Source organism: Pseudomonas sp. Pseusp21 (genome assembly GCF_059492145.1).
Window position 1 is genome coordinate 3,835,013 of the sequence record NZ_CP168520.1, and the last position, 12,654, is coordinate 3,847,666.

Annotated in this window: 9 protein-coding genes; 3 read left to right on the forward strand and 6 right to left on the reverse strand. The window is 61.4% G+C overall.

All coding sequences use genetic code 11. The annotated features are described in order from the left end of the window. Positions 1-297 precede the first annotated feature (297 nt). Complete coding sequence (locus tag ACEN93_RS17570) at positions 298-2,178, forward strand: methyl-accepting chemotaxis protein (RefSeq protein ID WP_064592567.1); 1,881 nt, start codon at positions 298-300, stop codon at positions 2,176-2,178. Positions 2,179-2,236: 58 nt separating this feature from the next. Here ACEN93_RS17570 and ACEN93_RS17575 read toward each other — a convergent pair whose 3' ends face one another. The 5 genes from ACEN93_RS17575 to ACEN93_RS17595 form a co-directional block, all read right to left on the reverse strand. Then, the gene (locus ACEN93_RS17575; protein ID WP_039773050.1) at positions 2,237-2,704 is read right to left on the reverse strand and encodes an SRPBCC family protein; all 468 of its coding nucleotides are present in this window, start codon (positions 2,702-2,704) and stop codon (positions 2,237-2,239) included. Between the two features lie 23 nt (positions 2,705-2,727). Then, positions 2,728-6,117, reverse strand: a complete 3,390-nt coding sequence (locus ACEN93_RS17580; RefSeq protein ID WP_495610315.1) for an amino acid adenylation domain-containing protein — start codon at positions 6,115-6,117, stop codon at positions 2,728-2,730. Positions 6,118-6,130: 13 nt separating this feature from the next. Then, the gene (locus ACEN93_RS17585) at positions 6,131-7,060 is read right to left on the reverse strand and encodes a diiron oxygenase (RefSeq protein WP_210710063.1); all 930 of its coding nucleotides are present in this window, start codon (positions 7,058-7,060) and stop codon (positions 6,131-6,133) included. Then, positions 7,057-7,830 (reverse strand): DUF3050 domain-containing protein, encoded by a 774-nt coding sequence (locus tag ACEN93_RS17590; RefSeq protein WP_039773044.1) that lies wholly within the window; start codon positions 7,828-7,830, stop codon positions 7,057-7,059. Before ACEN93_RS17590 ends, ACEN93_RS17585 begins: the two co-directional genes overlap by 4 nt. A gap of 754 nt (positions 7,831-8,584) precedes the next feature. Beyond that, positions 8,585-9,295 (reverse strand): GntR family transcriptional regulator, encoded by a 711-nt coding sequence (locus ACEN93_RS17595; RefSeq protein WP_039773042.1) that lies wholly within the window; start codon positions 9,293-9,295, stop codon positions 8,585-8,587. A 193-nt stretch (positions 9,296-9,488) separates the two neighbouring features. Between ACEN93_RS17595 and lapG the strand changes: the two genes are divergently transcribed. Both lapG and lapD read left to right on the forward strand, forming a co-directional pair. Next, positions 9,489-10,181 carry a cysteine protease LapG gene (lapG, locus tag ACEN93_RS17600; RefSeq protein WP_039773040.1) on the forward strand — a complete coding sequence of 231 codons (693 nt, stop codon included), beginning with the start codon at positions 9,489-9,491 and terminating at the stop codon, positions 10,179-10,181. A gap of 14 nt (positions 10,182-10,195) precedes the next feature. Further along, the gene (lapD, locus tag ACEN93_RS17605; RefSeq protein WP_490841127.1) at positions 10,196-12,142 is read left to right on the forward strand and encodes a cyclic di-GMP receptor LapD; all 1,947 of its coding nucleotides are present in this window, start codon (positions 10,196-10,198) and stop codon (positions 12,140-12,142) included. Between the two features lie 159 nt (positions 12,143-12,301). Here lapD and ACEN93_RS17610 read toward each other — a convergent pair whose 3' ends face one another. Continuing rightward, positions 12,302-12,640: a tryptophan synthase subunit beta gene (locus ACEN93_RS17610; protein WP_085613332.1), complete on the reverse strand. Its 339-nt coding sequence runs from the start codon at positions 12,638-12,640 to the stop codon at positions 12,302-12,304. Positions 12,641-12,654 lie beyond the last annotated feature (14 nt).

The window sequence follows — 12,654 nt, forward strand, 5'->3', positions numbered from 1 at the left end:
GAACGTCACAAATGATAATTAGTCGCATTGTCATCAAGGGTTACAGAATTTGCAACCGGCGCTGCAAAACGCTCATCAAAAAAGCAGAGGCGACCGCTCTAATACGCCGTCCGGCGGGAATCTGACAGAAATGCCGTCCATTTCCTGCAAAGCCCTAAGTTTTCTCCAAAGCGTGCCGACAGACTGGTGAGACATGCGTGCACCAAAGTAGAGCAGCCGTCAGAACGCTGCCTGCGCTGTACATGGAATGTTGCATCCGGAACGCATCCCCACTTTTCGCATAAGAAGTCCCATGAAATGAATCTCAAGTTCAGCCATAAAATCCTGCTGGCCGCCTCGGGCGTCGTGGTCCTGGCGTTCGCGCTGTTCACTTTGTACAACGACTATCTGCAGCGAAACACCATTCGCCAGAACCTCCAGTCCTCGGTCCAGCAGGCCGGTGACCTGACCGCCAGCAGTGTGCAGAACTGGATGAGCGGGCGGATTCTGGTGCTGGAAAACCTCGCGCAGAACGTCGCCCATCAAGGCAAGAATGCCGACTTCCCGGGGCTGGTCGATCAACCGGCCTTCACCTCGAACTTCCAGTTCACCTACGTCGGCCAGGCCAACGGTGTGTTCACCCAGCGCCCTGACGCGAAGATGCCGGACGGCTACGACCCGCGTCAGCGCCCCTGGTACAAGCAGGCCGTGGCCGCTGACCAGACCATGCTGACCCCGCCATACATGGCCGCCGTTGGCGGTCTGGTGGTGACCATCGCCATGCCAGTGAAAAAGAACGGCGAGCTGCTTGGCGTAGTGGGCGGTGACCTGAGCCTGGAAACCCTGGTGAAGATCATCAACTCGGTGGACTTCGGCGGTCTGGGCCACGCGTTCCTGGTCAGCGGTGACGGTCAGGTGATCGTCAGCCCGGACAAAGACCAGGTGATGAAGAACCTCAAGGACATCTACCCGAACGCTGGAGTGCGCATTGAGAAGGGCAACCAGAACGTGGTGCTCAACGGCCAGGAACGCATCCTTTCGTTCACTCCGGTCGCCGGTCTGCCGAATGCCGAGTGGTACATCGGTCTGTCGATCGACCGCGACAAGGCCTACGCCGCACTCAGCCAGTTCCGCACCTCGGCACTGATCGCAATGTTCGTCGCCGTCGGCGCGATTGCGGTGTTCCTGAGCCTGCTGATCACCGTCCTGATGCGTCCGCTGATCACCATGGGCCGCGCGATGCAGGACATCGCTCAGGGTGAGGGCGACCTGACCCGTCGTCTGGTAGTGGAAAGCAAGGACGAGTTCGGTGAGCTGGGCAGTTCGTTCAACCAGTTCGTGGAGCGGATTCACGCGTCCATTTCCGAAGTGTCTTCCGCGACTCGCCACGTACACGACCTGTCGCAACGGGTGATGGCATCGTCCAACGCCTCGATCATCGGTTCCGACGAGCAAAGCGCGCGCACCAACAGCGTGGCCGCCGCGATCAATCAACTGGGTGCCGCCACTCAGGAAATCGCCCGCAACGCCGCCGACGCTTCGCAACACGCCAGCGGCGCGAGCGAGCAGGCCGATGACGGTCGTCAGGTGGTCGAGCAGACGATTCAGGCCATGACCGAGCTGTCGCAGAAGATCAGCCTGTCGTGCACCCAGATCGAAACCCTGAACGCGAGCACCGACAACATCGGCCACATTCTCGATGTGATCAAAGGCATCTCCCAGCAGACCAACCTGCTGGCGCTCAACGCGGCCATCGAAGCGGCCCGTGCCGGTGAAGCCGGACGCGGTTTTGCGGTGGTGGCGGACGAAGTGCGTAACCTCGCTCACCGCACCCAGGAGTCGGCGGAAGAGATCCACAAGATGATCACTTCGCTGCAGGTCGGCTCCCGCGAAGCGGTGACCACCATGAACGCCAGTCAGGCGTCCAGCGAGGAGACCGTTGAAGTGGCGAACCAGGCCGGTCTGCGCCTGGTCAGCGTGACCCAGCGCATCGGCGAAATCGACGGCATGAACCAGTCGGTGGCCGCCGCTACCGAGGAACAGACTGCCGTGGTGGAAACCCTCAACGTCGACGTCAACCAGATCAACCTGCTGAACCAGCAGAGCGTGGCCAACCTCAATGAAACGTTGAAGGATTGCGATGCGTTGTCGCAGCAGGCCAACCGTTTGAAACAGCTGGTCGACAGCTTCAAGATCTGATCGCTTGCGGTAAAAAACAGCCCGCTGCGGAGTGATCCGCAGCGGGCTTTTTCATGCCTTACACAAACAGCTTCAGCACATTGCCCATCGCGTCATCGGCAAACCCCTGCACGAAATCCTTGAACCCCGGCAGTGCCTCGGGCCCACCGCTGGCCGGTTCGGCAATGATCGTCCAGGTCGCCCGCGACTTGCCCGCGCCCAAAGATTCCACATTCATCGCCGCCCACAGATTGGCCACGCCCAGGGTGTTGTAGATGGTGGTCCAGGTCATGCTCAGCGCCTGGTCGTCCCGGGAGTTGAGTTGCTCGACCACGATGTTGCCATCCTTGAAGAACTTCTTGCGCAGCGACGACACGCCTTCGCCGGTCATTTCAATGTGCGACAGCGCCGGAATGAAACGGTCGAAACCGTCGAATTTACCGACCACTGCCCACACTTGCCTGGCGTCCACCGGTACTTCCACCGAAGACACGACGTGGCAGCCGTGAGGGTTTTTGATCAGGGTGTCGGGTTGAAGATTGCTCATGGTGTTGCTCCTTGGTTGATGAGTCAGATGAAGTTGATTTCTTTCAGGTAGTCGCAGCCGCGACGCAGCAGCGCCGGGGATTTTTCCGGGTAGTGCGCGCCCATCTGCTGCACGCCGGCCTGGGCGTTGGCGTGGCCGATCAGGGAGATGTCGCCGATGTCTTCCTCGAAGCCGTTGAGGTAAAAACCGAGCACGCCGAACAGCGCGTTGTCGGCATCGACCCGGTCCAGTTGTTGTTGCCAGTCGGCGACGCTGACCAGCGAAAACTCGCTGCCGGTTTCGCGGAACGACGCGACGTAGGCATCCCAGCTCAGAGGCTCCGGGTTGTGCAGGTTGAACACCGCCCGTTCGGCCGAATAACGGCTGGCGTGGAAGGCGATGAAACGGGCAAGAAAGTCCACCGGCATCAGGTCGAAATTCAGCGCGAAGGCCGGCACCTGACCCAGCTGGATCGAGCCCTTGAGCATCAGCATCAAACGGTTCTTGTGCGGCTGGCACACGCCGCTGAGGCTGTTGAAACTGATGTTGCCGGGCCGATACAGATTGACCCGCACCCCACGCTCCCGGGCCCGTTCGAGGATGCGCTCGCCGACCCATTTCGACAGGTTGTAGCCGTTGCGGATGTAGATCGGCGGCGTCGGTGCGGCGGGCAGTTCCAGCACCCGGCCTGCGTCGTCGACGGTGCTGGAGGCCGACAGCGTCGAGACGAAATTGAACACCTTTTTGCTGCGCCCTTCGCACAGCCGCAGCAGTTCGAAAATCGGCTCGACGTTGTCCGCCGCCAGCGACTCGTAGTCGAGTACGTGATTGACGTTGGCAGCGTTGTGCACCAGCGCGCCGAATTCACGATCCAGTCGCTCGAAATCGTCATCGGCGAGGCCCAGTTGCGGCCGGGTGATGTCCACCGAATAGACCCGCACCCGACTCAGGTCCAGATGCTCCAGCCGGTTCTCTCGCAATGACTGGGCAAAGCGCTGCGCCGCGGTTTGCCCGCCGCCGTCGCGCACCAGGCACGCCACCTCGCTGGCGCCCCATCCCAGCAGCGCCTCGACGATATGCACACCGACAAAGCTGTTGGCGCCGGTGACGATCACCTTGTGCACATCGCCCATGCGGCTGATCGGCAGCGGCTCGATGTCCAGCGCTCGCTCGGCGTCGGCCATTGCCTGGGCGCTGAGCACCGCGCTGTCGTCGGTGCCGCGCACCAGCGTGGCGAGCTTGGCGATGGTCGGCAGTTCGATGAAGCGGTTGATCGAAATGCTGCGGCCGAATTCCTCCCGCAGACGCAGGAGCATGCGTGACAGCAGAATCGAGTGACCGCCGAGATTGAAGAAACTTTCGTCGGTGGAAATGTCGCTGGTCGGCAGCTCCAGCAACTCGCCCCAGATCTCCAACAGCAGCGCTTCTTCGGCGTTGGCCGGCAGGCATTTCGGGCCGCTGTCCTGCACGCTGACCGGCAACTCCAGCAAGGCTTTTCGGTCGACTTTGCCGTTGGCGGCGAACGGCATGTTCGGCAGTTCCGTCCACGCCACCGGTTGCATGTAGTCAGGCAAAAACTGCTGCGCGTGAGCTTTCAACGACTCGCGCGCGGCATCCGATTGCGGCTGGGCAAGGAACGCCAGAATCCGTCGCTGACTGTCGATCACCACGGCGATCTGCCGATACAGCTGACTCTCGCGCAGGCACCGTTCGATCTCTTCCGGCTCGACCCGGAAGCCGCGAATCTTCACCTGATTGTCGCGGCGTCCGCACAGCTCGATGCCATCCTCGCCCCACTTGGCCATGTCGCCGCTGCGGTAGGCGCGCAGACGCTGACCATCCGGCAACTCCAAGTCCAGATAGCGCTCCGCCGTCTGCTGTGGATTGTTCAGGTAACCCAGGCATACGCCGGGGCCGACGATGAACAATTCGCCCACCGTTTGCTCCGGCACCGGTTGCAGATCGTCATCGAGGATCAGCACCTGACTGTTGGCAATCGGCCCGCCGAGGGTGCGATTACTGTCGCCCGGTTGCAGTTGCCGCGCGGTGATCAGCACCGTGGCTTCGGTCGGACCGTAGAGGTTATGCAGCTTGCCCTGGCGCGTCAGTTGCTCGATCACGAACGGCTCGCAGACGTCGCCGCCGGTCATGATCTGCCCGACGTTTTGCAGTTGCTCCAGCGGCAGGATGCTCAACAGCGCCGGCGGCAGGAACGCGTGGGTCAGTTGCCGCCGTCGGATCAGCGCCACCAGTTGCAGCGGATCGCGGCGCTGGTTGTCGTCGGGCACCACCAGTTCCGCGCCTTCGAGCAGGGTCGGGAAAATGTCGATCAGCGACGAGTCAAAACTCAGCGACGAGAACTGCAGCACCCGGCTCTCGGCCCGCAACTGCACATAGCTGGCGTACCACGCGGTGAAGTGGGCAAGGTTTGCCTGACTCAGCAGCACACCCTTCGGATGCCCGGTGGTGCCTGAGGTGTAGAGCGCCATGCACGGCGCGCCGAGCTCGATCCGGTGACGAACCAACGGTTGCGACAGATCGACGTCAGTGCGGTCGATGCGGCAGACATCCAGCCCCGGCATCGAAGCGCTCAGCGGGTGTTCGCCGTCGTGCAGCAACAGCACCGCCCCGGCGTTTTCCAGAATGTACTGCTGGCGCTGAAGCGGATGGCTCGGCTCCAGCGGCAGGTACACCGCACCGCTGCCGAGAATCGCCAGGATCGAAGCAAACAGCGCATCGCATTTCGGCAGACAAATCCCCACCACCCACGGTTGCTGCTGTGTCTCCAGCATTGTCAGCAACCGTTGCTGGATTGCACGGCTGTGATCATGCAACTGGCGATAGCTGATCGACTGCTCGGCGAGGTGCAGCGCCGGGCGCTCCGCGTGTTCGATCAGACTCTGTTGCAGCCGCTCGATCACCGGGATTTGCGCCTGTTGCAGCAAGGCCGGATGGGCCGTGGCATTGAGGCGATGGATGTAAGCCAGGCTGTCGAGGAACAGCAGGTTTTCCACCAGCTCGAAGTCCGGCGCACGGGCCGCTGTCGCGTGCTGGAAATACTCGGCATCGCGGGAAAAACGGCTGACCAGCAGCGCCACTTCGTCCACCACTTGCGCCAGTGTTCGCTGGCGCAGGGCCTGCCCATTGCCGGACGGTTCGTCGGCGATGGGCACGCGGCTCAGCAGCGTCGAGTTGCAGAGGCATAGCAGATCGAGCACCGGCAATCCGCCGATGCCCGTTGCACCAATGCCCAGGCGCAAGTTCAGCTGCGCTGTCGTGCCGTAATCCTGTGGCGCAAGACTGCCGTCATCGATCACCAGATCCACCGACGGAGCAACCTCCGTCAGCAACGAATGACCGTGTTGTTCGAGCTCCTGCGTCAGGTCGGTCAAGGCCTGACTACGGCCCCTCAGCAAAATGTCGAGACGTCTCATGTCAGCCTCCTTGTCAAACCAGGTAGTCGCGCAGGGCGTGCTGCACGCACGGTGTGTCGAGCAGCGAACTGTTGTGGAAAAACCGCACGATGTTGCCCACCAGCGGGTGGTGGCGATTGATCGGGAAGGCCAGCCCGGCCATCTCGTCTTTCAGTGCGCGGCGGGTGGCATCGTTGACCGGCAGGGCGTCGATCAGGCGCAGGTCGAAGGACTTCTGGATGTCGTTGGTGAGGTAATGGCCGATGAACACCGGCAGGATCTGCGCGATGCAGTCGCGATCCGCATCACTCGCGGTGTGCCAGTAGATGCGCACCATCCGCGCCCAGAAACTCGAGTGCCGGCCCTCGTCGAGCAAGTGGTCGGCCATCAGGCCCTTGATCGACGGCTTGACCGTGTCGTCCCGGGCGAACGCCGCGACATCGCCAGTCACAGTGTTTTCGGCGATGGCCACGCAGATCAGCTCCACGGCGCTGCGCAGGTGTTGCGGGGCCAGTTCGACGGCGGCCGGAATCGCCCGGCTCAGTTCGATTTCATTCGGCAGCTCGATCGGCTCGATGCCGGTCATGGCCACGGTCTGCTGCATGAAATCCATCGCCACCAGCGCGTGGTAATCCTCGTCCACCACCACGGTCATGGCGTCGTAGCGACAGGCGAACGGGAAGGCCACGGCGAAGCGGTTCTTGGCGATGCTGCGGGCGGTCTTGTCGACGATCTCGGTTTCGAAAATCACCACGTCGTTGATGAATTTGTACAGCGTCTGCACCAGGGCGAAATCACGCTGCTGCGGGCATTCGCGCAGGAAGGTTTCGCTGAGCACCAACGGCTGGCGGCTGAGCGGATAGATCAGCCGCGCGTCGTCCTCCAGCACGCGGCGTGGCCGGGTGCGGATGGTCGCGCGGCTTTCCCAGGCGTCGGCGAAAGACTGGTAGTCGGCGGCGTTCATTGGGCCACCTCCGCCAACGGTTCGCGCATGCTCAGGCGCAGGCCGTCCCACAGAGCGATGCGGCTTTCCACGGCGGCGATGGCGCTGGCGTAGACCTCCGCTTCGCGCTGCGGATCGCCGTCCACCAGTCGATCCAGCAGTTGTTCTGCGGCGGGGCCGTGGTCTTCGGAGTCGACTTCGATGTGTCGCTCCAGGTAGTAACGGAAGGTCGGCGCCTGCTCGACGCCGATGCCCCAGGCATCGAGCATGCGCTGGAACATGGTCGGGATCACGCTCTCGCGACCGTGCAGGAAGGCGGCGGCAACGCTGTGACCGGGTGCATGCAGTGCGGTGTGCAAAGTGTCGCGGACGAACCGCGCAGCGGCCGGATCGACCTCGACGCTTTGCAGGGCGACGTCGTAACTCACGCCTTCCTGTTGCAGCGTCACGAAGCGTTCCACGGCTGTCGTGTCCGCACCGACTTCGCGCATGGCATCGAGGTACAGTTCGAAGTGGCTGTAATGCCCGTGTGACAGCCGATCGTCCGATTCTTCCCCGAGCACGATTTCGTTGATCAGTCTTGCTGCGTGCGGATCTCGTGGCGGTAACCACGGCAGGCGAGTGCAAGTCAGTTCCTGCTGCAGGCGTTTGGTCAGCGACATGAAGTCCCAGACAGCAAATACATGGGACTCCATGAACCGGCGCAATGTCGCCAAAGAATCGATCTCGGAGAAGATCGGATGAATGCTGAGTTCGGCTTTCTTCAGTGTAAGTTGCTCTTTAGTTGGCATGGTTGCGAGACTCTGGTTAATAGGGAATAAGGATTGCTCAATTAATCGCTAACAACGTTGAGCAAGTTTCTCCAGGCGAACGACAGCCTCATTCGGTTTCGATGAAAACAGGCAATGTCTGAAGGGCCCGGGACAGCAGCGGACGGATAAACCGCTGCGAACCTGGCCGTAGCGCAAGGTTGTGCCGGGTTGGTGATTTCGGATCCAAACTCGGCGAAGAAAAACTAATACATCGCAAAACAACTTAACAAGTTTATTTTTAATTATTTTTAGTTGGCTGTTTTTGAAGTATGAGTGGGGCTGATAAAACTTATAAGTTAAGTTTTATTTGGGCGTAGTTGCTCCTTTCGGCGTTTAATGGCCAAAATTGAACGACAAGAGTGAATGCCTCACTCGAAGCAACTTTCAAATTAAGTAATCGAATTGATATGAGGGGATGAAGTCGGGCTGTAAGAGCGCCGTTTCTTCCTGTTCCCGTGACAAGGCTCCTTCCGTAGGTTCCTGGTGCGGGGACTGCTGCCGGGGCGGCGCGTCCCCGTTCTATATTGGGTTGGCGATTCAAGGGTGCGCGTAAATCGGCGCCGCGGCTATCGTCGAAAATGACTTCCTTGCGGTGCAAATTCCGGGCTGTTCAAAGCAGAAGGGAGGTTAGAGCGCAGGCGTCGATGTGCCACGGCAAATGACCGTGACGGGTGGGGGGATTTGTAAGCGGGTTATTCGCCGGGTGAGTGGAGGCTCACCCGGGAGGGAGGATTCAGTGCGCCGCTTTGCGGCTTTGGCCGGCGGAGCTGGCGAGGTAACGGGTGATGACCTCGACACCGCGGTTGAGGTGCTGCTCCAGCAGTGTCACGGCGTGCGCGGTGTCACGCTCTTTCACCGCCTGCAACAGCGCGCGGTGATCGTCCTGGGAGATTTTGCCCAGGCCCATGGCCTCGAGGTTGAAGCGCAGGAAGCGCTCTTCTTCGTTCAAGCCGTCTTCCACCAGCCGCAACAGTCGGCCATTGGGCGCCTTGCCGTAAAGCGCCATGTGAAACAGACGGTTGAGCCGACCGATTTCGGTGTAGTCGTGTTCGTTTTCCAGTTCTTCGATGAAACCGGCCGCGCGTTCGTGGTCGACCGGGGTCAGCAGCGGGATCGACTGGCGCAGTGCTTCGGACTCCAGCAGAATGCGCAGCTCATAGGTTTCCGTTGCGTCACCCTGGATCAGCGGCGCCACCACGGCGCCCTTGTGGGCAGTGACGTTCAGCAGGCCCTGGGCCTCGAGCTGGCGCAAGGCTTCGCGCACCGGCATGCGGCTGACACCGAACAGGTCGGCCAGATCCTGCTGGCGCACGGCGGTGCCGCAGGGCAGGCGCCCGTCGAGAATGGCGGCGCGCAGGGTTTCTTCGATGACCGAGCGCGCCAGATGCGCGGGAATCGGGCCGTCGACTTTGATGCTGTGGAGTGGCTTGGGCTTTTGGGTCACAACTGCACACCCTATGACTGCGGATTTGGATCCAAAGGACACTAGTGATTGCTCTACAGGTTGTCAAACCGTGTAGAAGAACCCTGTCACATCTGAAGTTTAGCGCGGCAGCGATGATCTCATGGTGCCATTGTTTTTTGCTGGGCTAACCTTCACCATCAAGCGCTTTCCTCTCTGCCCTGGATGCCTTGCATTGGCGGTACGTTACGTGATCCCACGGATTGCGCGCTGGCTTGCCGGCGCGCTGCTGCTGGCCGGCATCATGCTGGGCGGTCTGCATGCCGATTGGGATTTTTCCGCGATCAGCCGCAAGGCCACGGCACTGTACGGGCCATTGGGCGCCGGGCAACAGCGGATCGATGCCTGGCAGAATCTGCTGGCCACGCAGAAGCAGGTCAGCGAGATGGAAAAGCTCAAAGTGGTGAACCTGTTTTTCAACAAACAGATGCGCTACGTCGAAGACATCGATCTGTGGCACGAGGTCGACTATTGGGAAACCCCCATCGAAGCCTTGTGGAAAGGCGCCGGCGACTGCGAAGACTATGCGATCGCCAAGTATTTCAGCCTGCGCCACCTCGGTGTGGCCAGTGACAAGTTGCGCATCACCTACGTCAAGGCCCTGCGCCAGAACCGCGCGCACATGGTCCTGACTTACTATTCCAGCCCTGACGCCATGCCGCTGGTGCTCGACAGCCTGATCGACCCGATCAAGCCGGCCGCCGAGCGAACCGATTTGCTGCCGGTCTACTCTTTCAATGCCGAAGGGCTGTACCTGCCGGGCGCCAAGGGCAACAAGAAGGTCGGTGACACCAAACGCCTGTCACGCTGGCAGGATGTGTTGAAGAAAATGCAGGCCGAAGGATTTCCGGTCGAGACGACTAACTAGGAGCACGCGCTCAGATGTCTTTGTTCAAACAGCTGTTGATCGCTATCTGTCTGTTCCTGGTGGTTGCCTTCACCGGCAGCTTCATGGTCAGTCTGGAGAGCTCGCGCACCCAGTACGTCAACCAGTTGCGCTCCCACGCCCAGGATGCGGCCACGGCGCTGGCGCTGTCGTTGACGCCGAACATCGATGACCCGGCGATGGTCGAGTTGCTGGTCAGCTCGATCTTCGACAGCGGTTATTACTCGAGCATCCGCGTGGTCGATCTGAAGACCGACCAGACCATTGTCGAGCGCAACGGCATTCCGGCGGTCACCAACGTGCCGGACTGGTTCGTCAGACTGATCGGCCTGGAACCGGCCGGTGGCGATGCGCTGGTCAGCCGTGGCTGGGAGCAGGCGGCGCGGGTCGAGGTGGTCAGCCACCCGATGTTCGCCCTGGCCAAGCTCTGGCAGAGCGCGCTCGGCAGCCTTGGCTGGTTGCTGGTCTGCGGGGCGGTGAGTGCGGTGCTGGGTGCGCTGTTGCTGCGCCGGCAACTGAAGCCGTTGGATTACATGGTCAAGCAATCCCACGCCATCGCCCGTCGTGAGTTCCTGAGTCTGCCGGATCTGCCGCGCACGCCTGAATTGCGCCGCGTGGTGCTGGCGATGAACCAGATGGTCGAGAAGCTCAAGGCGCTGTTCCAGGAGCAGGCCGAGCGCAGTGAAAAACTGCGCACCGAGTCCTATCAGGACAACCTCACGGGGCTGGCCAACCGGCGTTATTTCGAGATGCAGCTGAATGCGCGGGTGAGCAACCCGGAGCAGGCCAGTTCCGGTTATCTGCTGCTGTTGCGGGTCAAGGATCTGGCCGGTCTCAACCAGCGCCTCGGCGGTCAGCGCACCGATGAATTGTTGAAAGCGGTCGGCGAGCAACTGTCCCGCGAGTGCGCCAAATACCCGGAAACCCAGAACCTCGTCACCCGGATTCGCGGCGGTGAATTCGCCGTGCTGGCGCCGGGGTTGACCCGTGAAGAAGCGCTGCAACTGGCGCAGAGCCTCGACAGTGCCCTGAGCAGCCTGCACGCGACAGGCGCCACCGACGTGCCCGCCGTGGCTTCTATCGGCCTGGCACCGTTCGCTCACGGCGATTCGCCGCAAGCGGTCCTCAGCCTCGGCGATCAGGCGCTGGCCCAGGCCGAAGGGCAGGGCGAGCAGAACTGGGCGTGCCTCGATCAGAGCCTGGTGGCGGAGGTCGGCGACGATCACCACGCCTGGCATCGCCTGCTCGATCAGGCGTTGAATCAGCGGCGTTTCGAGCTGTTCTTCCAGCCGGTGGTGGCGGCGCAGGACACGCAACTGGTGCTGCATTACAAGGTGCTGTCACGCTTGCTCGACGATCAGGGCCAGACCATTCCCGCCGGACGCTTCCTGCCGTGGCTGGAGCGCTTCGGCTGGACCGCGCGACTGGACCGGTTGATGCTCGAGCAGGTGCTGGAACAGATGGCCGGTCATGAAGAGTCCCTGGCGCTGAACCTGTCATCGGCGACCCTCGCCGATCCGCAGGCGTTGAACAAAGTGTTCGAGATTCTGCGGGCGCATTCCAACCTCGGTGCGCGCCTGACCCTGGAAATCGGCGAGGAGCAATTGCCGGAGCAAGCGGTGCTGGAACAATTGACCCGGCGCCTGCGTGAACTCGGTTTCTCCCTGAGCCTGCAGCGCTTCGGCGGGCGTTTCAGCATGATCGGCAACCTGGCGCGGCTGGGGCTGGCGTACCTGAAGATCGATGGCAGCTACATCCGGGCGATCGATCAGGAAAGCGACAAGCGTCTGTTCATCGAAGCGATCCAGCGTGCGGCGCACAGCATCGATCTGCCGCTGATTGCCGAGCGGGTCGAGACGGAAGGGGAATTGTCGGTGATTCGCGAGATGGGGTTGTATGGGGTTCAGGGGCAACTGTTCGGTGAGCCGAAACTCTGGGGCTGACTGATCGTTCCCACGCTCTGCGTGGGAATGCATAAAGGGACGCTCTGCGTTCCAGTCACACCGTCGGTGTCGCGTCAGACACCGTTGTGACGCGGAGCGTCACGGGCGGCATTCCCACGCAGAGCGTGGGAACGATCAAACTTCATCGAAGATCCTGGATTAGATCAACCCGCCCTCATCCTCATCGATCAACTGACTCAACCCGCCCAGCGCTTCCCGCGCCTGGGTCCGGTCCATCAACTTGGCCTGGGCCGCCGCTGGCAGGTCGGTGACGCGGATCACGCCTTTTTGGGTCAGCACCTGAATCAGGTCGTCGAGTACCCGGATCATTTCCAGGTCGCTCTGCTTGAGCTGTTTGAGGCTGTTCTCCACGGCCTCGTTGGCGTACCAGGCCTGGATTTCGTGGTGGTCGGCCGGCAGCGTTTCCGTGGCCTCGGCGTAGGCCGCAGCTTCCACGCGAATCAACTGACCCTGCGCATCGCGTTGCACGTAAAACATTGAGCATCCCTCGG